The following is a 23,875-nucleotide window of genomic DNA, read 5'->3' as shown; positions in this document are numbered from 1 at the left end:
AGGAGCACCGTCATGAGCCCGATCTCGCAGCTGCCCACGTCCGAGGAGCTGGTCCGCCGGGCCGACCAGGCGGCCGGCGCCTGCGGCGTGGATCTCGCCTCCTGGCGCGGCGAGCACGCCGTCGGATCCCCGATCAACGGGGCGACGCTGCACTCCCTGCCCTGGGCCACGGCCGCCGACGTCGACGACGTCGTGGAGCGCGCCCGGACGGCGTTCCGGGTCTGGCGCACGGTGCCGGCGCCCGCGCGAGGAGCCCTCGTCCAGCGGTTCGGCCGGCTGCTCGAGGAGCACGAGGACGACCTGGCCGCCCTGATCAGCCTGGAGGTCGGGAAGATCACCTCGGAGGCGCGGGGCGAGGTCCAGGAGATGATCGACATCTGCGACTTCGCGGTCGGTCTGTCCCGCCAGCTCTACGGCCGCACCATGCCCTCCGAGCGGCCCGGCCACCGGCTGATGGAGACCTGGCACCCGCTCGGCGTGGTCGGCGTGATCAGCGCCTTCAACTTCCCGTCCGCGGTCTGGTCCTGGAACACCGCGATCGCCCTCGTCTGCGGCGACACCGTGGTGTGGAAGCCGTCGGAGCTGGCGCCGCTCACCGCCGCCGCGAGCGCGGCGCTGCTGCAGCGGGCGATCGGAGAGGTCGGCGCGCCGGCCGACGTCAGCCAGCTGCTGATCGGCGCCCCGGACGTCGGCGAGGCACTCGTCGACCACACCGGGGTCGCTCTGGTCAGCGCCACCGGCTCGACCCGGATGGGGCGTGCGGTCGGGCCACGGGTCGCGAACCGCTTCGGCCGCTCGATCCTCGAGCTGGGCGGCAACAACGCGGCCGTGGTGGCGCCGTCCGCCGACCTCGGGCTGGTGGCTCGCGGCGTCGTCTTCGCGGCCGCGGGCACGGCCGGCCAGCGCTGTACGACGCTGCGCCGGGTGATCGCCCACCGCAGCGTCGTCGACGAGGTCGTGGAGAGCCTGAGCGACGCCTACGGGCGGCTCCCGATCGGCGACCCGATGGCGGAGGGCACCCTGGTGGGCCCGCTCATCCACGGCCGGGCGCTCGGGGCGATGACCGCCGCGCTCGACGCCGCGACCGACCAGGGCGGCACGGTCGTCGCGGGCGGAGCGCGCGTGCTCGAGGAGCAGGCGGCCGACGCCTACTACGTCCAGCCGGCCGTCGTCCGCATGGAGCAGCAGACCGAGATCGTCACCCAGGAGACGTTCGCGCCGATCCTCTACGTGCTGCCCTACGACACGCTCGAGGAGGCCATCGCGATCAACAACGCCGTCCCGCAGGGCCTGTCCTCCAGCATCTTCACCGGCGACCAGGCCGAGGCCGAGGTCTTCCTCGGTCCCGAGGGCTCCGACTGCGGCATCGTCAACGTCAACATCGGCACCTCGGGCGCCGAGATCGGCGGGGCCTTCGGCGGCGAGAAGGAGACCGGCGGCGGGCGCGAGTCGGGCTCCGACTCCTGGCACGCCTACATGCGCCGGGCGACCAACACCGTCAACTACTCCGGCGAGCTCCCCCTCGCCCAGGGCGTCGACTTCTCCGTGTGAGCGCGGCCGAGCGAGGAACGAGGAAGACCATGAGCGAGGACCTGCTGAGCCGGATCGACCGGTGGGGCCCGAGAAGGTCGTCTGCGTCTCGGACCGCCGTACCGGCATGCGGGGCGTGCTGGTGCTCGACAACACCGCGCGCGGGATGGGCAAGGGCGGGACCCGGATGAGCCCCACGCTCACCGTCGCCGAGGTCTCCCGGCTGGCCCGGACGATGACCTGGAAGTGGGCGGCCGTCGACCTCTTCCACGGCGGGGCGAAGGCCGGCATCCGGTTCGACCCGGGCTCCCCCGACAAGGAGGCCGCACTGCGGGCCTTCGCCCGCGCGCTGCGCAACGAGGTGCCGGCCGAGTACGTCTTCGGTCTCGACATGGGCCTGGTGGAGGACGACGCGGCGATCATCCTCGACGAGCTGGGCCGCGGCACCGCGGTCGGCCTGCCGCGGGCGCTCGGCGGCCTGCCGTACGACGAGCTCGGCATCACCGGCTTCGGGGTGGCCGAGGCGACCGACGCCGCCGCGTCCGCGCAGGGGCTCTCGCTCGGCTCCGCGCGGGTGGCGATCCAGGGGTACGGCGCCGTGGGCTGGGCCGCCGCCCGGCGGCTCGCCGAGCTCGGCGCCACCGTCGTCGCCGTCTCCAACGCCGAGGGCTGCCTGCACGACCCCGACGGGATCGACGTCGGCCGGCTGGCCGCCCTGCGCGAGCAGTACGGCGACGGCTGCCTGCGCGAGCACGGCGGAGCCGTCCTCGACGCCGAGGCGATCCTCCGGCTCGACGCCGACATCCTGCTGCCGTGCGCCCGCGAGGACCTCGTCGACGAGGACGCGGCCCGGGCGACCACGGTCCGTCTGGTCGTCGAGGGCGCGAACCTCCCCACCACGCCGGCGGCCAAGGAGGTCCTGCACGCGCGGGGCATCCCGTTGGTCCCGGACTTCATCGCCAACGCCGGCGGCATCGTCGCGGCCGCGCACTCGATGGACGCCCGGCTCTCCCCCTTCACCGTCGACCCGGCCGACGTCCTCGCGATGGTGACGGCCAAGCTGCGGGAGAACGCCGTCGCCGTGCTGCACGCGAGCGCGCAGCACGGCGTGACGCCGCACGTCGCCGCCCAGCAGATGGCGGAGGAGAGGGTCGCGGAGGCGATGCGGCTGCGCGGCCAGGTCGCCGTCGATAGGGTCAGTGTCGATGTGGGCTAGGGCGCGTCTCCCTGGCACGCCCGGGAGGCCGTGGTGATCGAGTCCGTCGATGAGCACGTCGTACGCCGGCTCGGGCAGTGGGAGGATCCGGACGACCGGATCCCGGACGAGCGGGTGTCGACCGAGGACCTGCTGGCGCTCTTCGACGCGCAGGCGCAGAGCCGGCACCTCGACCTGGCGGCGCGCTGGCTGCAGTCGCAGGGGCAGGGGTTCTACACGATCGGGTCGGCCGGGCACGAGAGCAATGCCGCCGTGGCGATGGCGCTGCGGCCGACGGACCCGGCACTGCTGCACTACCGCTCCGGCGGCTTCTTCGCCGCCCGGGCCGCGCAGGTGCCCGGGTCGGCGCCGGTCGCCGACGTGCTGGCGAGCCTCGTCGCCGCCGTCCGCGACCCGATCTCGGGCGGACGCCACAAGGTCTTCGGCAGCCACGACCTGTCGATCATCCCGCAGACGTCGACCATCGGCTCCCACCTGCCGCGTGCGGTCGGCCTGGCCTTCTCCCTCGACCGCACGCACGCGCTCGGGCTGCCGTGCCCCTGGCCGGAGGACGCCGTCGTCGTGTGCAGCTTCGGGGACGCGTCGGCGAACCACTCGACGTCCGTGGGCGCGCTCAACTCGGCCGGCTGGTGCGCCCACCAGGGGGTTCCGCTGCCCCTGCTGATGGTCTGCGAGGACAACGGGATCGGCATCTCCACCCGGACGCCCGGCGGCTGGACGGCGCGCGCCCTCTCGAGCCTGCCCGGGCTCGACTATGCGCAGGTCGACGGCGACGACCCCGAAGCCGCCCTGCTCGCGACCCGCGAGCTCGCCGGCCGGGTGCGCGCGTCACGGCGGCCCGCGGTGCTTCACCTGCGCACCGTGCGGTTCATGGGCCACGCCGGATCCGACGCCGAGCTCGCCTACCGGACCCGCACCGAGATCCTGGCGGAGTACGACCGCGACCCCCTGCTCGCCACCGCGCGGGCGCTGGTCGCTCGCGGCGCCCTCACCCCGGCGGCCGCCCTCGACCGCTACGAGTCGGCCCGCGGCCGGGTGATGGCGCTGGCCGAGACGATGATCGGCGCCGAGCGCCTGGACTCACCCGAGCGGGTGATGGCGCCGATCGCCTATCCCCTCGTCGCGACGCGGACTCCGATCCCTCGCGACCTGGCTCTGGAGGAGTCGACGGGCCGGCCGCTGACCCTCGCCCAGACGATCAACGCCACCCTGGCCGAGGTGATGACTGAGCGACCCGCGACCACCGTCTTCGGGGAGGACGTCGCGGTCAAGGGCGGCGTGTACGGCGTGACCCGCGGCCTGCGCAAGGCCTTCGGGTCGGCCCGGGTCTTCGACACCCTGCTCGACGAGCAGACCATCCTCGGCACCGCGCTCGGCGCCGCCCTCGCCGGCCTCCTGCCGATCCCCGAGATCCAGTACCTGGCCTACCTGCACAACGCCGAGGACCAGCTGCGCGGCGAGGCCGCCACCCTGGCCTTCTTCTCCGACGGCCAGTACCGCAACGGCATGGTCGTCCGGATCGCCGGGCTCGCCTACCAGCGCGGCTTCGGGGGGCACTTCCACAACGACAACTCGATCGCCGTGCTGCGCGACATCCCCGGGCTGGTGCTCGCCGTCCCGAGTCATCCCGCCGACGTCCCCGAGCTGCTCGGCACCTGCGTCGCGCTGGCTCACGACGAGGGCCGGGTCTGCGTCCTCCTCGAGCCGATCGCGCTGTACCACACGCGCGACCTCCACGAGGACGGCGACCAGGGCTGGCTGGCCGGGGCCGACGCGATCGGCGCGGCCACGAGCGCGGGCCACGCGTTCGGCCGCGCCCGGCTCCACGGCGACGGTCGCGACCTGCTGATCGTCACCTTCGGCAACGGCCTGCCGATGAGCCTGCGGGTGGCCCGCCGGCTGGCCGGTGAGGGCATCGGGGCCACCGTGCTCGACCTGCGCTGGCTCGCGCCCCTCCCCGTCCACGACCTCACCCGCACTGCCGCGGAGTTCGAGCGGGTCCTCGTCGTCGACGAGACCCGTCACTCCGGCGGCGTCTCCGAGGCCGTGCTCGGCGTCCTGCACGACGCCGGCCACCCGGGCTCGATCGCCCGGGTCAACAGCCACGACTCCTTCATCCCGCTCGGTCCCGCCGCCGGCGCGGTGCTCCTCGACGAGGACAGCATCGCCGACGCCGCGCGGCAGACTATGCGAAGGTCTCGGACCGCGCCGCGTTGAGGGCGGGGTGCGCGAAGGCAGCGCGTAGGGCATGCCCCATCTCGTCGAGGGCGACCCACGAGTCCTTGATGACGGCCGTCGCGCGGACGAAGCCGTGGATCTGCCCCAGGTAGCGACGCGAGGTCACCGGAACGCCCGCCTCGACCAGACGGGCGGCATAGCCCTCGATCTCCGGGCGCAGCGGGTCCAGCTCGCAGCTCACGACGTACGCCGGCGCGGAGCCCGTGAGGTCGGGAGCCCGGAACGGCGACACCTCGGGGTTGAGGACATCGGCCGGATCGGTCAGGTAGTGCCCGTAGTAGAACCGCAGACCATCCAGTGTCAGCCCGTACTCGCTGGCGGTCTGCTCATCCGGAGGGGTGTCGAGCCGGTAGTCGGTGGAGGGATAGATCAGGAGCTGCAGGGCGAGTCGCAGTCCGGCGTCGCGGGCACGCAGAGCCACCACGGCGGCGAGGTTGCCCCCGGCACTGTCGCCTCCGACGGCGATCCGACGGGAGTCGGCGCCGAGCTCACTCGCGTTCTCGGAGAGCCAGGTGACGACCGACCAGCACGCCTCCAGGCCCGCCGGGAAAGGGTGCTCGGGCGCCAAGGGGTAGTCGACCGAGACGACCACGCAGTCGCCGCGGTTCGCCAGAGCCCGGCACAGCACCTCATGCGAGTCCAGATCGCAGGTGACCCAGCCGCCTCCGTGGAAGAAGGCGAGCACCGGGAGGGCGTCGTCGGTCGCCCGTGGCCGGTAGACCCGGATGCCGATCGGGCCGTCGGAGCCCGGCACCGTCCGGTCGCCGACCTCTGTGATGCGCTCGGGCGTGCCGTTGGCCCAGCTCGTCCGCAGCCGCTGCTGCTCGCGTGCGGCCGACGGCGTCAGCTCGTGCACCGGTGCGCCTCGCTCGGCCATCATGGTGAGCAGGGCCTGAGCGTCTGGGTCCATCGGCATTCTCCGACAATAGGTGCGCGACGACTCGGTGGGCATCCGTGACCGCGAACCCAGCAACAGGATTGCTCGCGTAGCCGAACAGCAAGGCGATGGCTCAGGCCGTCCCTCGGACGGGTCTGCTGACGGTAGCGTCGGGCCATGGCGCGATACCTGCTCAGCCGAGTGATCCAAGCCACGATCACCGTGCTCGTGCTGACCTTCGTGATCTTCCTGATCGGTCGCGTCACCGGCAATCCCGCGGACACGCTGCTGCCCCCGGATGCCTCCGACGCTCAGCGTCAGGCCCTGATCGAGCGCCTCGGCCTCGACCAGCCGATCCTCGAGCAGTACTGGCTCTACATCTCGGACTTCGTCCGCGGCGACTTCGGGACCTCCGTCCGGACCGGCGGTCCGGTGGTGGACGTCGTCATCCCCCGCCTGGTGAACTCCCTGGCGCTCGTCTCGGTCGGCTTCGTGATGGCGTTGCTGGTGGGCATCCCGCTGGGCATCGCCGCCGCCGTCCGCCCCAACCACCTGGTCGACCGGATCGCGATGGGCGTCGCCCTCATCGGTCAATCCGTCCCGTCCTTCCTCAGCGGCCTGCTCCTCATCCTGGTCTTCGGCGTCACGCTCCGTTGGCTCCCGACCAGCGGCATCGGCGACTGGCGTCACTACGTGCTTCCCGGGCTGACGATGGCGTGGTTCCTCGTGGCCGCCATCGTGCGGCTGATGCGGTCGAGCATGCTGGAGGTCCTCGGCGAGGACTACGTCCGCACGGCACGTGCCAAGGGCCTGGCCAACAACGTGGTGATCCGGCGGCACGCCGCCCGCAACGCGCTGCTGCCCGTGGTGACCTATATCGGCATGATGTTCGGCATCGCGATCGCCTCGGCCATCACCACCGAGGTGATCTTCAACTGGCCGGGGCTCGGCCGACTCGCCTACGAGGCCGTCATCTGGCGCGACTTCCCGCTGCTGCAGTTCACCGTGGTCATGTGGGCCCTGGTGATCGTCGCCATCAACCTGATCGTCGACATCACCTACGTCTACCTGGACCCGCGCATCAGCATCGCCCAGCACAGCAAAGCCTGAGGACCATGGACCGAGTGACCGCCGCCCTGTGCGACTACGCCGGCGCGATCGCCTACGAGCTCCTCGACGAACGCACACAGCATCAGGCCAAGGTCATCCTGGTCGACTCGATCGCCAGCGCGCTGGCGGCCACCCGGCATCCCTCCGTGGACATCGCGCGCACGCTCGCCCTCCAGGCGCGGGGACACGACGGCTGGAGCAGCACCGTGCTGGGCACCCGGCACCGATCGACGCCGGAGCTCGCGGTCTTCGCGAACTGCACCATGATGCGCTGCCTCGACCACAACGACACCTACCACTCGCACGACACCGGGCACCCGAGTGACCAGATCCCCGGCATCCTGGCGGCTGCCGAGCTGGCCGGCGCCAGCGGTCGAGAGGTGCTCTCGGCGACGGTCCTCGCCTACGAGATCTTCTGTCGGCTGTGCGACGTCGCCACGATCCGAGGCTGGCAGAGCGCCACCTTCACCGCGATCTCGTCGGCGGCCGCGACCTCTCAGGTCCTCGGCCTGTCCCGGCGACAGACCGCCAACGCCATCGCGCTGGCCGTGGTGTCGCATGCGGCCCTGAAGGTCTTCACGCACGGCTCCGACGGACTCATGTGGCTCACCTATGCCGATGCCAACGCCGTACGCCAGGGCCTGTTCGCCGCACTGCTGGCTCGGCAGGGCGTGGAGGGGCCCTCCCGTCCGTTCGAGGACGAGAACGGCTTCTTCGAACGGGTTTCCGCCGGCCCCTTCCGGCTGCCTGCGCTCGGCGGCAACGACCACGGGTACCGGATCCACGACGTCCTGGTGAAGAAGTACGGCACCTGCTCGCACCTGCAGACCGCTGCCGAGGCGGCGCTGGAGCTGCACGCCCGGCTCACTCCCGGGGTGCCGATCCGATCGATCCGTGTCGTCACCAACGCACGCACCATCTTCAACTGCGCACGGCCCGACCGCTGGAGGCCCGACGGCCAGAAGGCCGCTCACGTGAGCCTGCCGTACTGCGTGGCGGTGGTCCTGCTCGACGGTGCGATCGGGGAGGACCAGTACACCGACGAGCGGATCCACGATCCCGAGGTCGCCCGACTGATGCAACGCGTGGAGGTCGTGGAAAGCCCGGCCTACAGCGACCGCTACCCGGAGTCGTCCGTCACGGCCATCGAGGTCGTCGACGAGCACGGTGCCGCCTTCGTCGCCGAGTGCTCCGCGACGGAGGGCTTTCCCCAGATCCCCATGACAGCCGAGCAGGTGAGCGAGAAGTTCGACCGACTCGCGGCGCCCGCGCTCTCACCGCGTCTGCGACAGGCCGCGCTCGACGTGCTGTGGAACGTGGAGTGCCTCGAGGACGTCGGCCTGCTCTTCGGACTTCTCGCTGCGGACTAGCCTCGGCGTTTCATGACGGTGGCCGGACAGTCGGCGCGGCAGCGTGATGGAGCCCTGAGGGACGGCGGTGCTGGTCTCCGGGTACGGCGTGTGCGTCGGCTGGGGCTGCGCACGCGGCGGGCACGACGCCGAGCGGTGGGCGATCACGTCGACCGCCCACCGCTCGTGACTCAGTACCTCATCGGGAGGAGTCGCGCCGAAGCCGTGTCATTTCGCCGGCTCCAACGTCTCGTAGGAGATCACCTTGGACACGCCCGAGATCGGATCCCAACCGGAGATGCGCTTGCCGGCGGCATACGTGGTGTTCTTCATCGCGACGGGAATCGACCAGTACTCGTTGTAGAGCTCGTTGTTGATCTCGCGCAGTCGAGCGTCGCGCTCCGCCTCGTCGACGATCTGAGACAGCTCGGCATACCACTTGTCCGCCTTCTCCGGATCCCAGTAGGTGCGGAAGCGACCGCCGGCGTCCTGGGTGAGCATCATCGGCTCCATGTTGGCCAAGACGGAAGGGCGGTTCGAGGTCGGGAAGCCGGTGGCCGCGGGACCTGCGTCGAAGTCGCCGGTGCCCATCGTCTCCAGGAGCGTCGCGAACTCGGCCTGCACTATCTCCACCTTCACCCCGGCCTTGTCCCAGTAGCCCGCGATCGCCTCGTTGACGTCACCCTGTTCCGGTCCATCAGGGAAGGTGACCGTCCACAGCTTGACCTTCGAGCCGTCGTATCCGACCTCGTCGAGCAGCCTCTTGGCCTCCTCAGGGTCGTACGGGTAGGGCTCGAGATCCGGATCGTGACCGAGCGTCGAGGGGCTGAACGGCACCGCGTCGCCGGAAGCGCGCGTCCCGGCCTCCGTCGGGTAGAACGCCTTGACGACCTCGTCCATGTCAACAGCCAACGCGAGTGCCTTGCGGAACTCCACCTGGTGCGCGAACTCCTTCGGGTCGTAGCTCTTGAAGAAGAGCATCTCGGAGACGATGGTGTTCTCGATGCTGAGGATCTGGAAGCCGTCGTCCTGCGCCCTCGGAACCTCATCGGGCGAGATCGCGACCATGTCGGCCTCACCGCTCTTGAGCATCGCCATCCGAGTGTTCTGATCAGGCGCCAAGACCACGTCGAGCTTGCCGAACCTCGGGCGGCGGTCGGCGTCCCAGTAGTCGGTGTTGGCCTCGTACTCGATCGACTGGCCGACCTGCCTTCTCACGAACTTCCAGGGGCCAGAGCCCATCGGGTCCTTCTCGAAGCCCTCCCAGCCGGTCTTCTCGACGTGGTGCTTGGGCAAGATCATGATGCTGCTCTCGATCGGCCCGAGTTTCGCCGGGATGTTCACGTCGGGAGTGCTGAGCTTGAGGACGACTGTGCGATCGTCGACGACGTCGACGCCCGCCAGATTGTTCTGCAGCGTCGCGCAGATCGCGGCGCACGTGGCCTCGGGACTGCCGAACTCCTGCAAGGTGAACTCGAGATCCTCGGAGGTCACGTCCTTGCCGTCATGCCACTTCATACCCTCGCGCAGGGCGAGCGTCCACTCGGTCGCGTTCTCGTTGGGCTCCCACGACTCCAATGCGCCCGTGTCCGTCGACAGCGAGCCATCGGGGTTCGCGCCGATCAGGAAGTCGAACATCGGCCCGAAGTAGACCAGGCCACCAGGATCGAACGCGGGTGGGTAGAGCTTCTCGCGGCTGAACGAAGCCAGGGCCACGGTGACCGTGTCGTCGTTGCTCTCCGTATCGGTGTCACTCGTCGCGCAAGAGGTGGCCACGAGCGCCACCGCTATCGCGATTACAAGGGCCAGACGTCGCATCAGGTGATCTCGCTTTCATCGAGTCTCCGAGCCCGAGGCTGAATTTTCGAGAAGGGTACGAGTCACGAAGGTTGGCCGACAATAACCTGAGCACCAGGCCCTGTGATCATTGGAACCACCATTGCTAACACTGATCCAAGACCGGCGTAAATATGACCGAAGTGCTTTGAAATGAGCCGACGATGATTTACTGGTGCGAAATGATATGGAAATAAAACATGGGTCTCGCGCTGTACGAAAAGGAACAGTGAGATCGAGATCTTCTCGCTGGGCGCTTGGGGTGCCTCGTGTGACCGCAGCGTCGCTGGTTCAAGGACGACGCCGACCCGCGGATCCGCTCACTCAGGAAAGTGGCAGGCGCTCCAGTGCCGTGGCTTCACCTCGACCAGCAGCGGTTGAGTCTCGACACAGACTTCCTGAGCCTTCCAACAGCGGGTACGGAAGGTGCAGCCCGACGGCGGATCGGCCGGGCTGGCGATCTCTCCTCCGAGGATGATCTGTTCCCGAGTCGCTTCCGCTACGGGGTCGGGCATCGGAACTGCCGAAAGGAGCGCCTGACTGTAGGGATGTGTCGGATCGCGGTAGAAGTCGTCGCGGTCAGCCATCTCCACGATCCGTCCCAGGTACATGACGGCGACGCGGTCGCTCAGATGGCGCACCACGGAGAGATCGTGGGCGACGAAGAGATAGGCGAGGTTGAACCGTCGCTGAAGGTCCTCCAGCAGGTTGACCACCTGCGCCTGAACCGACACGTCCAGCGCCGAGATCGGCTCGTCGGCGACGATGAATTGAGGCTCGACCGCGAGGGCTCGCGCGATGCCGATGCGCTGACGCTGTCCACCGGAGAACTCGTGGGGATAGCGCGAGGCGACCAACCGGCTGAGCCCCACAGTCTCGAGCAGCTCGTGGATGCGGTCCACCTTGGCCTGCCCGCTGGCGAGGCCGTGGACGTGGAGCGGCTCGCCGAGGATCTCAGCCACCGTCATCCGCGGGTTCAGGGATGCGGAGGGATCCTGGAAGATCATCTGGCTACGTCGGCGCATCCTGCGCAGCTCCTTGCCCTTCAGCCGCGCCAGGTCCTCGCCTTCGAAGAGCACCCTGCCAGCGGTGGGTCGATAGAGCTGGAGAACCGCGCGCCCCGTCGTCGACTTGCCGCTGCCCGACTCACCGACCAGACCGAGCGTCTCTCCTCGGTCGATCTTGAAGCTCACGCCGTCCACGGCCTTGACGGCGCCGATCTGCCGGCGCAGGAGGCCGCCCGATGTGATCGGGAAGTGAACCTTGAGATCCTCCAACTCGACCAGCGCCGGGGCCACTACTTCCGGGGCACTCACCTGGTTCTCCTCCTCCCGGGTGGCGGTCACGGGCCGGCCTCCACGTGCACCGCCTCGTCGAGCGACTCGTTCCTCCAGTCGAAGTCCACCAGCCACCCGCCCTCCTGAGTACCCCAGCATCGCGCCTCGTGGTCCGGCTTCGCCTGCGGCAGGCCGGACAGCTCGGGGTCCTGCTGCAGGCAGATGTCCCGCTGGTACTGACAGCGACTCGCAAAACGACAGCCCGTCTTGGTGCCCGTCAGGTCGGGAGGAGCGCCCTGGATGGTCCGCAGTCGCCGACGCTCTCCCTCGAGCCGTGGGATCGACCGCAGCAGACCCCACGTGTAGGGCATCTTCGGGTTCGCGAACAGCTCCGCGGTGTCCGCCTTCTCGACGATCTGGCCGGCGTACATGACATGGATCCGCTGCGTCATCCCGGCCACGACGCCGAGGTCGTGGGTGATCAGGATGCAGGCCGTGTTGAGCTCGTGGGACAGGCGCTTCAGCAGCCTGAGGATCTGGGCCTGGATGGTCACGTCGAGCCCGGTGGTGGGCTCGTCCGCCAAGATCAGCTTCGGATTGCAGGAGAGCGCGAGCGCGATCATCACACGTTGCCGCATTCCGCCGGAGAACCGGTGCGGATACTCGTCGACGCGCAGCTCCGGGCTGGGAATGCCGACCATGTCCAGCAGCTCGATCGCGCGCGCTCGCGCCGCCTTCCTGCTCATGTTCAGGTGCAGCCGCAGCGCCTCGACGATCTGCTGCCCGACGGTGAGGACCGGATTCAGCGAGGTCATCGGATCCTGGAAGATCATCGCGATCTGGCTGCCGCGGATCCGGCGGACATCTCGCTCGTCCATCTGCAGGATGTCCACGCCGTCGAACCTGACGACCCCACCGGTGATCTCCCCCGCCGACTCCGGGATGAGACGCATCAGGGACAAGGTGGTCACGCTCTTGCCGCACCCGGACTCTCCGACGATGCCCAGGGTCTCGCCCTGGGCGACCGTGAACGAGACCCGATCGACCGCCTGCACGACGCCGTGGCTGGTGTAGAACCGGGTCTCGAGATCCTCCACCGAAAGCAGGTCTGACTCGGGCATCGGCTCTCCTCACTCACTCGATGGGGTCACGCTCCGCCTTGCCGACTCGCCGGGCGGCTCCGATGCAGCCGCCCGGCGAGTCCCTGTCACTCCGTCGGGCGCAGCGTCTCGTACGAGAGCACCTTGGAGATGCCCGAGATGGGCTCCCAGCCGTCGATCCGGTCGCCGGCGGCGTAGAGCGTGTTCTTCATCGCGATCGGGATCGACCAGTACTGCTCGTACAGCTCCCGGTTGATCTCGCGCAGCCGCTCGTCTCGGGTCGCGTCGTCGACGATCTTCGCCAGCTCCGCATGGAGCGTGTCCGCCGTCTTCGGGTCCCAGTAGGTGCGGTAGGAGCCGCCGGCGTCCGGGCTCATCATCAACGACTGCATGTTGGTGAGCACCGAGGGCCGGTTGGAGGTCGGGAAGCCGGTCACCGCCACGCCGGGCGCTGGATCGAAGCCGTCCTTGTCGATCTGCTCCTTGAGCGTCGCGAACTCCGACTGCACGATCTCCACCTTGAGTCCGACCTTGCTCCAGAAGCCGGCGATCGCCTCGTTGACGTCCTTCTGCTCGGGGCCGTCGGGGAAGGTCACGGTCCAGATCTTGATCGTCGAGCCGTCGTAGCCAGCCTCCTTCAGGAGAGCCTTCGCCTCTTCCGGGTCGTAGGGGTACGGCTCAAGGTCGGGGTCGTGGCCCAGCGTGGTCTCGCTGAACGGCACCGCGTCGCCCGATGTGCGCTTGCCGGCCTCCTCCGGATAGAACGCCTCGATGACCTCGTCCATGTCGATGGCGAGCGCCAGCGCCTTGCGGAACTCCAGCTTGTGGGTGAGCTCCTCGGGGTCGCTGCTCTTGAAGAACAGGATCTCCGAGAAGACCGTGTTCTCGACCGTCAGGATGTCGAAGCCGTCCGACTGGGACACCGGCACCTGGTCCGGCGAGATCGCGATCAGGTCGGCCTCCCCGCTCTTCAGCATCGCGACCCGGGTGTTCTGGTCAGGGGCGAGCACGACGTCGAGCTTCTTGAACTTCGGCTGGTGGCCCTCGTTCCAGTAGTCGTCGTTGGCCTCGTAGGAGATGGACTGTCCCAGCTCGCGCGACACGAACTTCCACGGTCCGGAGCCGAGCGGATCGGACTCGAAGCCGTCCCAGCCGACCTTCTCGACGTGGTGCTGGGGCAGAAGCATGATGCTGCCCTCGATCGGCCCGAACTGTGCCGGGATGTTCACGTCGGGAGCCTTGAGCGTCATCTTCACGGTGTGCTCGTCGACGGCCTCGACGGACGCGAGGTTCGCAGCCAGCGCACCACAGACGCCGCCACAGGTCGCGTCGGGGCTGGCGAACTCGTTGATGGTGAAGACCAGGTCGTCAGCCGTCACGTCCTCGCCGTCGTGCCACTTCATGCCGCTTCGAAGCGTGAAGGTCCATTCACTGGCGTCGTCGTTGGGCTCCCACGCCTCGAGCGCGCCCGTCTCGTTCGACAGCGAGCCATCAGGCGCCGCGCCGATCACGAAGTCGAACATCGGGCCGAAATACACCAGGCCGCCCGGGTCGAACGCCGGCGGATACAGCTTCTCCTTACTGAAGGAAGCGAGCGCGACCGTCACGGATCCATCGCTTTTCTTCGCACCAGGCTCTTCCGCGGCGCAACCGACCACTGCCAAGAGGAGTGCGGACACGACCAGAATTCTTGGAATCCGATTGAACATGGGCCCTCTTTCCCTCACCCTGCATTATATTTGCGCCGAGGAAATCAGAATTTCGACAAGCGTATGACTGTGATATGCCGCCTACAACGGGCCGAGCATCAAGAGTGGTCATGGAGATCACCACGACCGCTAACGCTGGCGGTCGCACCCGCAGCCGAGGCCGCCGGCGGGCGGGCGTCGGCCCAGGGCCGCGCCCGCTCGAACGCCCGAGATACCTGGAGCACGAGCCGGTCGTCGAGATGGTTGCCGACGATCTGGAGCCCCACCGGAAGGCCCTCCTCGCTCCATCCGCACGGAATGCTCGCGCAAGGATTGCCGGCCAGGCTGATCGGAGCGGTGAACCGGGCGAGCGGCATCGGATCGGTCACCGGCAACCCGCCGATCTCGGTCGGTCCCGGCAGGTCGACGGGGAAGGCCGTCACCGGTGTGGACGGGGTCAGCAGCACGTCATAGTGCTCGAAGAACCGCCAGAGGCTGTTGTAGAGGGACTTGCGCGCGGCCACCGCCGACGACGCGTCGACGAAGGAGCGCTCCTGCTCGAGCAGGGTGACGAGACGAGGCGGCGCCTCGCCCGGCGGATAGCGGTCCACCAGTTCCCGCATGGTCCGCAGGTCGGCATCCAGCGCCATGATCGTGCCGAACGTGGCCGCCGGGTCGGGGAATCCCGGACAGGCGGTCTCGACCTCGGCACCGAGGTCGGCGAGCACCTGGGCGGCACGCTCCACCAGCGTCGCCACAGCAGCGTCGACCCGCGCATACCCACCCCAGTCCAGGGTCCATCCGATACGGAGTCCGGTCAGATCGCGGTCCAGGTCGTCGAGGTACCGTTCCCCGGCGTCCGGAAGCGAGTGCCGATCTCGCGGATCCGGTCCCTTGAGCACGTCGAGGACGAGCGCGGCGTCGGTCACCGTGCGAGTCAGCGGGCCGATCCGCTCCAGCGACTCCCAGCCGCTGAAGCCGGGAAACCGGGTGTCCCTCGTCCCCGGATAGAGAGGTACCCGGCCGAACGACGGATTCAGACCGTAGATCCCGCAGAAGCTCGCCGGGACCCTGATCGAGCCGCCGCCGTCGCTCCCGAGCGAGACCGGGCCGAGGCCGGCCGCGACCGCCGCGGCCGAGCCGCCGCTCGAGCCCGCCGGACTGCGGGTCAGGTCCCAGGGGTTGCGCGTGGTGCCGAAGACCGGGTCGAAGGTGGGGCCGTACCCGAAGTCCGGCACGTTCGTCTTGCCGAGCACGATGCCGCCGGCCCGGCGTACGCGCTCGACGACGATGTCGTCCTCGTCGGGCACGAACCCGACGTACGCCTTGGAGCCGCCCACCGTCGGCAGGTCCGTCGTGAAGATCAGGTCCTTGACGCTGATCGGCACGCCGTGGAGGGGCCGAGCGGCTCGTTCCGCATCACCGCCTGCTCCGCCTCCTCAGCCGCGGCACGTACCTGGTCGGCCTCGAACGCGCAGAAGGCGACGAGATGCGGATCGAGCCGCTCGATGCGCTCGATGACTGCGTCGGCCACCTCCACCGGGGAGAGGTCGCGCGCTCGGATGCGCGCCGCCAGCTCGTGCGCGCTGGCGAAGCAGAGCTCGTCGTCGGCCGTCACGTCATCCTCCGGGCTCGCCTAGCTGCGGGCCCGAGCCACGGCCTCGATCTCGACCTTGAACTCGGGCGCGGGAAGTCCCGCGACACCGATCGTGGACCGGCACGGCAGCGGCTCGGGGAACGCCGCGCGGTAGACCGCGTTCATCTCGTCGATGGTAGTGACATCGGTGAGGAAGACGGTCGTCTTCACGACGTCGCCGAGGTCGAGACCGGCGTCGGCGAGCACCGCCTTCAGGTTCTCGAGAGCCGCCGCGGTCTGGTCGGCCACCGACTCGGCCGTCTCCCCCGATTCCGGGTCCTTGCCCACCTGGCCCGAGACGAACACCAGGTCACCCGAGATCACGCCGCCCGAATACGGGGCCGGTGACGCCGGTCCGAATGCCTTCTTCTCCATGCTTCCTCCGCTGTTCACTGTGCACTGTTCATTGTCTTGATTGCGTTGTCGTCATCAGGTCGTTTCATGCGCGTGCCGGGGAGGCTCAGCGCCAGGCCGAGCGCCGCCAGCAGGGCGGCGGCGCCGATCCAGAGCGCGACGTCGAGGCCGCGCGCGTCGGCCACCGAGCCGAGGATCGGCGTGAAGAGGCCGGCCGCGGTGATGCTGAATCCCAGGGTGACCCCACTCGCGGTCCCCTGCCGGCTCGGCAGGTAGTCCTGGCCCAGCACGAGCTGCACCGCGAAGGGCATGTACCAGGCGAAGCCCACCAGAGCGGCCGCCGCGAGTCCGAGTGGGTACGACGGCAGCAGGATCACGCCGGCCATCGCGACCGGGGCCACGACATACGCCGTGCGCAGGGCGGCCACGCGTCCGATCCGATCGGCCAGCCACCCCCCGAAGAGGGTGCCCAGCACCCCGAAGCCGCTGAAGACGCCGAGTGCGAGCGAACCCTCCGACGCGGACCGGTCGAACTCGGCGACGAGGTAGAGCGCGATGAACGAGCCGGTGCCGACCGAGCCGATCGCCCGAGCCACGATCACCGCGACCAGGATCCTGAAGCTGCGCCAGTCGTCCGTCCCGGCGTCGGCTCGCGCCCGGCCGCCGCCCGCCCCGGGCGAGGATCCGCCCGCCGCGGGACGGACCGGTGTCTCGGCTGCAGGTCGCCGGCGCGGTCGTGCCGCGACGTACACCACGGCCATCACCACCGCCGGAGCGGCGAGGAGGATCGTCCCCCTCATCCCGGTCAGGCTGATGACGCCTGCCACCACGAACGGGCCGAGCGCCAGACCGACATTGCCGCCCACCGAGAAGACGCTCATGCCGCCGGTGGACTCCCGCGCCACTGCACGGGCGGTCTTGGCGGCCTCGGGGTGGTAGGCCGAGACCCCCACGCCGGACAGCGCCACGGACACGCACACCAGGAGATAGCTGTCGAACACTCCGGCGAGCCCCACCCCGAGGCCGGCCAGGGCCATCCCCCCGGGGACCATCCACCAGAGCCGGTAGCGGTCGCTGAGCACCCCGAAGGCCGGCTGCACGACGCAGGAGAGGAGTGTGCCCGCAAGCAGCACTCCTCCCACTGCGGTGTAGTCGTATCCCCTCTCCGCCGCGAAGTACGGCAGCAGAGCCGGGAAGGCCCCCACGTAGAAGTCGTTGACAGCGTGGGTGGCCGTCAGGAATCCCAGGGGGCCCGACAGGGGGCCGCGGATCCTCATCAGCTCGGGAAGTCGATCCCCGCTTGGCGGAGGGTCTCCTCGATCTTGGCGATATTCGCCTGAGTGCCCTGGCGCAGCGACTCCTGCGCCGCGTCGTGCTTCGCCTCGAGTGCGTGCGCCCGCTCCAGCACCTCCTCCGCGAAGGCCACGGGAACCACGGCGATGCCCTCCTCGTCGACGACCACGATGTCGCCGGGCGCGACGACCGTCCCGCCGCAGGCGATCGGCACGTTGATCTCGCCCTGGTCCGGACCGCACGGGCCTTCGGCGCAGGCCACGCCCCGGGCGAAGACCGGCAGCCCGTCCTCGGCGATCTCGTCGACGTCGCGGACGATGCCGTCGAAGACGGCGGCGACGGCGCCCCGGTTGAGCAGGCCGCGCATCATGTTCGAACCGGCCAGGACCGAGGTCATGTTCCCGAGCGCGTTCACGACGACGACGTCCCCGGCACGCGCGGTGTTGAGCGCGTACTTGATGAGGAACTCCGAGTTCGTGGGGACCGAGACCGTCAGCGCAGGCCCGGCGACCCGGACGACGGGGCGGTGGACCGGTGCGATCTGCCCGGTCATGGTGTACGAGCCGCCCATCACATCCGACAGGTCGGTGGTCCTGACCTGGGCGAGCCGCTTGACCAGCTCGGGGTCCGGCGCCGGAGGCGGTGGCAGGATGCGTGCTCCCAGAGGCATGGCGCAGATCTCCTAACGCCAGCCGGTGGCGGGATCGTAGTGGCCGGTCTCGTCGGGGCTCATGCCGAAGTCCTCGTACCGGGTGTCACGGATGCTGCCGTAGTGCTCTCGGGACTTGCGGATCATGTCGAGGTCGATGTTGTGAGCAGCGATGCCCTCCTCCGCATCGAGCTGGACCAGGAGGTCGGCCTTCGGGCCCATGATCGTCGTGCCACCGAACCAGTTGAAGTGCTCCTCCTTGCCACACACGTTGTTCTGGATGATGTAGATCGAGTTGGCCACGGCATTGACGTGGATCTCGGGGATCCAGTTCCTGTTGCCGAACGCCGTGGGCGTGTTGTTGACGCAGAAGACCATCTCGGCGCCCTTGAGCGTCAGGATGCGGAACACCTCGGGGAAGTGCCGGTCGAAGCAGATCACCACGCCGATCTTCCCGTAGGGGGTGTCGAAGACCGGGTAGGGGATGTTGCCCGGCGTGAAGTAGTGGCGCTCCTCCATCCCGGGGATCGAGGGGATGTGGCGCTTGCGGTAGCGGCCCATCAGGCCGTGCGGGCCGATGACGGCCGCGGTGTTGTAGTAGGTGTGGAAGTCGGCGTCGATCTCCCAGATCGGCGAGATCAGGTAGATGTCGAGCTCCTTGGCCAACGCGATCATCCGCTGTGTCGTCGGCCCGTCGGGAATCTGCTCGGCGAGGTCCCACAGGCTCTTGATGCTGGTGTCGTCGACGTCGATGTCCTCGATGTAGCCCGGCAGGTAGCCGGTGGAATACAGCTCCGGAAGCGAGACGATCTTGGCGCCATCGCCGGCCGCCTTGCGAACAAACTCCTCCGCGCGGTTGACGTTGTACTCGACATCGCGGAACTTGCGGGTGAACTGGATACCCGCAACCCGAACTTCACGACTCATTTTCTGATTTCCTCTACTTCTCGAAATTCTTCTGGATGAACTGGAAGCGCACGCCCATGGTGGAGGCGGGCACGGAGAACGACATCCTGTCGCCGTCGTGGAGCAGCGGCGGCGCATCCATCTCTCCGCCTTGTCCGGCGAGGTGAGTCAGGACGTCGTCGAGGTTCTCCACCCGCACGGCGATGTGCTCGATGCGCGCTGCGTTGTCGCCCAGTCGGCGCTGGCGCACGTCCTCGGGAAGCACCTCGATGACCTCGATCTCGCAGCCCCCGCATCGGAAGAAGGCAGCGCGCGTCTTCTCCGGAATATGCGTTTCCTTGACGAGCGGGAGCCCCAGAGTCTCACCGAGAAACCTCTTGGCGTCATCGATGCTGCGCACGATCACGCCGATATGATCAATATCTTGGGGAATAGGTGTTGTCGCTGTCACACGACAAATGCTCGCAGTTTCCCGATTTCATTGAAAGACGCTGAGCAACCAAGCCTCCGAGCGTCAGCACCAGCCTCGCTGATGCCTTCGGGGAATCAGCCCTCGGGATCCTGGGGGTGGGGCCAGGGCGTCAAAGCACCGTCGCCCACCAGGGACGACGAGACCTCCCGCAGGGCGTCGACGAGGGCCTCGATCAGGGGGCTGGCGTCGTCGGGCAGGTAGGCGGCGTACACGATGCGCATCGCGTTGGAGTCGGCCAGCTCGACCGTCGTGACGCCGGGCATCGGCACGAAGCCCATGGCCGGGATGAGGGCTACGCCCACCTTCTCGCGGACCAGTCGCTCCATCACGTCGGGGTCGTTGGAGCGGAATCCGATGTTGGGAGTCATCCCGGCAGCGGCGCACAGCTCCTCGAGTCCCTCCGCGCCGGGCGTGCCCTCGTGGCTGGCGATCCACTTCTCGTCACGCAGGTCGGCGAGGGAGACATGCCTGTGGCCAGCGAAGGGGTGGTCCTCGGGCAGCACGAGCAGCATCTTCTCGCTGAGCAGCTCGACGAACTTGATCTCCTTCATCCACTTCCGCTGCGACGGGCCGTGGGAGTAGACGAGGGCGACGTCCAGGTCACGAGCGACGAGGGCGCGCAGCAGCTCGGTCGGGAACCCCTCCTCGAGCATCACCTCGCTGCCGGGATACCGGTCGACGAAGTGTCGCACGGCGGTCGGGAGCAGGTGCTGACTGGCGGTTCCGAAGGCGCCGACGCGGATGCTGCCGTGCCACCCCTGGGAGATCGCACGGATCTGGTCGCGCAGGCGGTCCAATGCCATCAGGACCTCGTTGGAGCGCTCGGCGATCTGCCGGGCGATCGGCGTGGGGTGCACGCTGTGCGCCCGCCGTTCGAAGAGCTCGACCTTGCAGGTGCGCTCGAGCGCCGCGATCTGCTGGGAGACTGCGGACGGCGAATACCCGAGATCCCTCGCCGCTCCCGAGAAGGAGCCCTGACGCACGACCGCGACGAGTGTACGCAACTGCACGACGTTCGTAACGCTGAAGACCTGTGCCAATTGCCCTCCAACCCCTCGCCCCTGGTCGTCGTTTCACTCTACAGAAGACTCCTCCCCGAGGCCTGGAGAAGCTGACACAGATGGCACGGGCAACGCCGTTCGCGGCGCTCGGACGCCGGTCGGCGAGTCGACGAGAAGCTTGCCGTCGGACACCACGACCTTCCCGCGAAGCATGGTGATGATCGGCCAGAGCCGAACCTCGTGTCCCTCCCACGGGCTGTAGTCGGTCTGATGAAGATCTTCCGTCCGCAGCGGTGCAGGCGCACGGGACTCGAGAACCACGAGGTCGGCATCACTGCCGGGCAGGATCACACCCTTCTTCGGGTACATGCCGAGAAGCTTGGCGGCATTGGTAGACGTGGCCTCAGCCAACTGGGTGAGCGACATGCCGCGGTTGAGCCCACCGGAGTAGGTCACGGCCATGCGTTCCTCGATGCCTGCGCTGCCGCCAGTGACGTCGTCGATGCGATCGCCCATCATCTTCTGGTCGAAGGTGGTGACGACGCCGTCGGTCGCGACCGTCTCGATGGTGCCGTCGGACAGCCCCTGCCACAGCGAGGCGCAGTCGTGGCCCTCCTTCAGCGACGGATAGGTGTGGTAGATCTGCCCGTTCGGCCGGTGGTAGTGCTCCCGGGAGAAGAGGGCGTACTGGTGCAGGGTCTCGCCGTGCACGTCCTGGCCGGCCGCGCGCGCCTCCCGGATGGCGTCGACGCCCAGCTCGCAGCTGACATGCATGATGTAGAGCCGGCAGCCGGCGGCCGCGCCGAGTCGCAGCACCTGACGGATCGCCAGCTCCTCCGACAGGTCGGTGTGAACCTCCGGCATCTTGGTGAAGTGCACGTCCCCGGCGGCGAGATGCCGGTCGTAGGCGTGCACAACCAGGTCGTCGTCCTCGCAGTGCAGCGCCGCCATGCCGCCGACCGGAGCCAGTGCCTTGAAGACATCGAGCATGTAGCCGTAGTGGACGCGTCGTCCCGTGCGCCCGGAGAACACATTGGTGGTGAACATCTTGAAGCTCGGATTGCCCGACCGCACGATCACCGGGATCTCCTCGAGGATCGCGTCGGGGATGTCGCCCAGGAGCATCACGTGCTCGGAGTAGTCCGTGTAGGTGAGGCTCGCCCACTTCTTCTCGTTGACCGCGAGGACATCGGCGAGCGTGCCCTCCTGCTGCCAGATCGCGAAGTCGACCAGAGTCGTCGTACCGCCGAAGAGCGCAGCGCGACTGACCTCCGTAGGCGAACTGCTGTAGAGACCATGCGTGCAGTTGTGCGCCGAGCCGGCGGCGGGCTTCAACCCCGGCGGCGTGATCGGCTGGCTGGTGTGGACATGCGGGTCGATGCCGCCAGGGACGACGATCTTGTCTCCGAGATCGAGGACCTGTGTCGCTCCCAGCGTCCCGTGAGAGGCCAGACAGAGAATGACCTCCCCCTGGATGCCGATGTCGAGGGCCACGACTCCGTCCGGCGTGACTACCCGAGTGCTGCGAACTACGGTGTCCAGCATCTGTCCAACCTTCCTTCTTCTGGTCGCGTCTGACGTCGTGCGTAGGGCTGTGCTGCGGCGTGCTCAGACTTGGCGGAGCCGCGGATCGAACTCGTCCCGGAGCCAGTCACCGAGAAGGTTCGCCGACACGATCACCCCTGCGATGGCGATGCCCGGGAATACCCACATCCACCACAGCGTGTCGATGTAGTTGTGACCGTCGGCGATCATGCCGCCCCAGGTCGGGGTGGGCGGCGGCACTCCGGCGCCCAGGAAGCTGAGTGCGGCCTCCGAGAGGATCACGTAGCCGACCTGGAGAGTGGAGAAGACGATCACCGTGCTGACGAGATTCGGCAGTACGTGGCGCAGCACGACACGTACCGGCCGACAACCCGTGACGATCGCGGCAAGGACGAACTCTCGTTCCTTCCATGACAACGTCTCGGCGCGCACCAGCCGCGCGTACCTGGACCACAACACCAGGCTCAGCACACCGACGACCACCCAGAGACTGCTCCCGACTGTGACCGCGACGGCGAGCGCGACCAGCACAGGCGGGAATGCCGACATGCCGTCGATCACCCGGGTGATGACCGCATCGACCCAGCCGCCCTTGTATCCGGCGATCAGCCCGAGCGCGGTGCCCACGATGCCGCTGATCAAGATGACCAGAACCGCGATCGTGAGCGACACACGGGCCCCGACCATGACGCGGACCAAGATGTCGCGTCCTTGACGATCCGTGCCGAACCAGTGCCCGGGGTCGCCGCCGTCCATCCACGCCGGAGGAAGCTGGCGAGCGACGAGGTCGGTCTCAGTGGCGTTCCACGAGGAGATCATCGGGCCGAAGACGGCCACCAGCACGGCGAGCACCACGATGCCGGTAGCGAGCTTGGGCGCGCGTGCCAGCCGGGTCTTGCCCTTGCGGCGAGTGCGACGCTTCGCACGCGTGCGCGGCATCTTGATGCCCTTCTTGTCGTAGGCGACCGTCTTGGGTGCTGAGGCTACGACTCCGCGGGACATCATGAGCGCTCCTAGGAGCCGTGAGCGCCGCGTCCGGCGCCCTTCTGCATGAATTGGAAGCGCACGCCCATCGTGGTGGCCGGCAGGGAGAAGGACATCAGGTCACCGTCGTAGACGATGGGCTCCGCGTCCATCTGCGCGCCGACAGCGCCGAGATGCTCCAGCATGGCGTTCAGCTGGGGGACCTGGACCGCGATGTGCTCGATCCGCGCCTCGTTGTCTCCCAGTCGTACCCGTCGCGCCTCCTCGTGCAGACATTCGATCACCTCGATCTCGGACCCGCCGAGCTGGAAGAACGCAGCCTTGGTCCCCCGCTCGGGGAAGTCTGTCTCTTTCAGGAGCGGCAGCCCGAGGGTCTCGCCGAGGAACTTCTTGGCGACATCGATGCTGCGCACGATCACGCCGATGTGGTCAACGTCAGTAGGTGAGGGTGCCGTAGTCGTCACATTCGGATGCTTGCAGTTCACCTATCGGCAGGGAAGGGTCGGAGCCACCAACCCGTTGCGCGTCAGCACCAGAACGTCTGATGCCTGTCGTCGTCCGGGGAATCGTGAGACCGCCACATGCCCACGGATCGACACCTCTCTCTGAGCACGACCAGCGCATCACGAGGCGAACCCGGATGGACAGCGACACGCTCTGGAGTCACGTCGACGGCAGTCCTCGCTGTGCTCCGGCCGGCCAGCGCCGACATCACCGGCCGACCACCACACGGGATCGCGGAAACTGAGGCCCATCTCCCGATCCGCGGTTTCGGTGGAGCTGAGGGGACTCGAACCCCTGACCCTCTGGACCG

At 68.4% G+C, this 23,875-nt stretch carries 21 protein-coding genes; 5 read left to right on the top strand and 16 right to left on the bottom strand.

The window, feature by feature from the left end; all coding sequences use genetic code 11:
* Nucleotides 1-12: 12 nt before the first annotated feature.
* The 3 genes from amaB to FIV44_RS25610 all read left to right on the top strand — a co-directional run bounded on the left by amaB (nt 13) and on the right by FIV44_RS25610 (nt 4,963).
* Complete coding sequence (amaB, locus tag FIV44_RS25620; RefSeq protein WP_141006918.1) at nt 13-1,551, top strand: L-piperidine-6-carboxylate dehydrogenase; 1,539 nt, start codon at nt 13-15, stop codon at nt 1,549-1,551.
* Between the two features lie 61 nt (nt 1,552-1,612).
* Nucleotides 1,613-2,746 (top strand): Glu/Leu/Phe/Val family dehydrogenase, encoded by a 1,134-nt coding sequence (locus tag FIV44_RS25615; protein ID WP_219996171.1) that lies wholly within the window; start codon nt 1,613-1,615, stop codon nt 2,744-2,746.
* Between the two features lie 33 nt (nt 2,747-2,779).
* On the top strand, nt 2,780-4,963 hold the full coding sequence (locus FIV44_RS25610; protein ID WP_246086616.1) for a thiamine pyrophosphate-dependent enzyme: 2,184 nt from the start codon (nt 2,780-2,782) through the stop codon (nt 4,961-4,963).
* On the opposite strand, the gene FIV44_RS25605 is transcribed toward FIV44_RS25610, so the two are convergent.
* On the bottom strand, nt 4,932-5,894 hold the full coding sequence (locus FIV44_RS25605) for an alpha/beta hydrolase (RefSeq protein ID WP_181410834.1): 963 nt from the start codon (nt 5,892-5,894) through the stop codon (nt 4,932-4,934). The genes FIV44_RS25610 and FIV44_RS25605 overlap by 32 nt on opposite strands.
* Nucleotides 5,895-6,038: 144 nt before the next feature.
* Between FIV44_RS25605 and FIV44_RS25600 the strand changes: the two genes are divergently transcribed.
* Both FIV44_RS25600 and FIV44_RS25595 read left to right on the top strand, forming a co-directional pair.
* Nucleotides 6,039-6,971, top strand: a complete 933-nt coding sequence (locus FIV44_RS25600; protein WP_141006916.1) for an ABC transporter permease — start codon at nt 6,039-6,041, stop codon at nt 6,969-6,971.
* Between the two features lie 5 nt (nt 6,972-6,976).
* Nucleotides 6,977-8,341, top strand: coding sequence for an MmgE/PrpD family protein (locus FIV44_RS25595; protein WP_141006915.1), 1,365 nt, complete (start codon nt 6,977-6,979; stop codon nt 8,339-8,341).
* A 207-nt stretch (nt 8,342-8,548) separates the two neighbouring features.
* On the opposite strand, the gene FIV44_RS25590 is transcribed toward FIV44_RS25595, so the two are convergent.
* The 15 genes from FIV44_RS25590 to FIV44_RS25525 all read right to left on the bottom strand — a co-directional run bounded on the left by FIV44_RS25590 (nt 8,549) and on the right by FIV44_RS25525 (nt 23,525).
* Entirely contained in the window at nt 8,549-10,105 is a 1,557-nt protein-coding gene (locus FIV44_RS25590; RefSeq protein WP_181410833.1) for an ABC transporter substrate-binding protein, read from the bottom strand.
* 371 nt (nt 10,106-10,476) lie between these two features.
* Complete coding sequence (locus FIV44_RS25585) at nt 10,477-11,502, bottom strand: ABC transporter ATP-binding protein (RefSeq protein WP_281285768.1); 1,026 nt, start codon at nt 11,500-11,502, stop codon at nt 10,477-10,479.
* The gene (locus FIV44_RS25580; protein ID WP_141006912.1) at nt 11,499-12,554 is read right to left on the bottom strand and encodes an ABC transporter ATP-binding protein; all 1,056 of its coding nucleotides are present in this window, start codon (nt 12,552-12,554) and stop codon (nt 11,499-11,501) included. The genes FIV44_RS25585 and FIV44_RS25580 overlap by 4 nt, the downstream gene beginning before the upstream one ends.
* Nucleotides 12,555-12,640: 86 nt before the next feature.
* Nucleotides 12,641-14,212: an ABC transporter substrate-binding protein gene (locus FIV44_RS25575; protein WP_181410832.1), complete on the bottom strand. Its 1,572-nt coding sequence runs from the start codon at nt 14,210-14,212 to the stop codon at nt 12,641-12,643.
* Nucleotides 14,213-14,340: 128 nt separating this feature from the next.
* The gene (locus tag FIV44_RS25570) at nt 14,341-15,609 is read right to left on the bottom strand and encodes an amidase (protein WP_219996170.1); all 1,269 of its coding nucleotides are present in this window, start codon (nt 15,607-15,609) and stop codon (nt 14,341-14,343) included.
* Nucleotides 15,585-15,839, bottom strand: coding sequence for a hypothetical protein (locus FIV44_RS31580; RefSeq protein WP_219996169.1), 255 nt, complete (start codon nt 15,837-15,839; stop codon nt 15,585-15,587). Before FIV44_RS31580 ends, FIV44_RS25570 begins: the two co-directional genes overlap by 25 nt.
* An 18-nt stretch (nt 15,840-15,857) precedes the next feature.
* Nucleotides 15,858-16,232 (bottom strand): RidA family protein, encoded by a 375-nt coding sequence (locus FIV44_RS25565; RefSeq protein ID WP_141006910.1) that lies wholly within the window; start codon nt 16,230-16,232, stop codon nt 15,858-15,860.
* A gap of 14 nt (nt 16,233-16,246) precedes the next feature.
* Complete coding sequence (locus tag FIV44_RS25560; protein WP_141006909.1) at nt 16,247-17,488, bottom strand: MFS transporter; 1,242 nt, start codon at nt 17,486-17,488, stop codon at nt 16,247-16,249.
* Entirely contained in the window at nt 17,488-18,174 is a 687-nt protein-coding gene (locus tag FIV44_RS25555) for an RraA family protein (protein WP_141006908.1), read from the bottom strand. Before FIV44_RS25555 ends, FIV44_RS25560 begins: the two co-directional genes overlap by 1 nt.
* 12 nt (nt 18,175-18,186) lie before the next feature.
* Nucleotides 18,187-19,080, bottom strand: a complete 894-nt coding sequence (locus tag FIV44_RS25550; protein WP_181410830.1) for a carbon-nitrogen hydrolase family protein — start codon at nt 19,078-19,080, stop codon at nt 18,187-18,189.
* Nucleotides 19,081-19,093: 13 nt separating this feature from the next.
* Nucleotides 19,094-19,510, bottom strand: a complete 417-nt coding sequence (locus tag FIV44_RS25545) for a VOC family protein (protein WP_281285767.1) — start codon at nt 19,508-19,510, stop codon at nt 19,094-19,096.
* Nucleotides 19,511-19,605: 95 nt separating this feature from the next.
* Entirely contained in the window at nt 19,606-20,541 is a 936-nt protein-coding gene (locus FIV44_RS25540; RefSeq protein ID WP_181410828.1) for a LysR family transcriptional regulator, read from the bottom strand.
* A 63-nt stretch (nt 20,542-20,604) separates the two neighbouring features.
* Nucleotides 20,605-22,026 carry an amidohydrolase family protein gene (locus FIV44_RS25535; protein WP_181410827.1) on the bottom strand — a complete coding sequence of 474 codons (1,422 nt, stop codon included), beginning with the start codon at nt 22,024-22,026 and terminating at the stop codon, nt 20,605-20,607.
* Between the two features lie 114 nt (nt 22,027-22,140).
* The gene (locus FIV44_RS25530; protein WP_141006903.1) at nt 22,141-23,082 is read right to left on the bottom strand and encodes an ABC transporter permease; all 942 of its coding nucleotides are present in this window, start codon (nt 23,080-23,082) and stop codon (nt 22,141-22,143) included.
* Between the two features lie 8 nt (nt 23,083-23,090).
* On the bottom strand, nt 23,091-23,525 hold the full coding sequence (locus FIV44_RS25525; protein ID WP_281285766.1) for a VOC family protein: 435 nt from the start codon (nt 23,523-23,525) through the stop codon (nt 23,091-23,093).
* Nucleotides 23,526-23,875: the final 350 nt, after the last annotated feature.

The sequence above is a fragment of the Nocardioides humi genome (genome assembly GCF_006494775.1).
Taxonomy (GTDB): domain Bacteria; phylum Actinomycetota; class Actinomycetes; order Propionibacteriales; family Nocardioidaceae; genus Nocardioides; species Nocardioides humi.
This window is presented reverse-complemented; position numbering and strand designations above follow the sequence as displayed.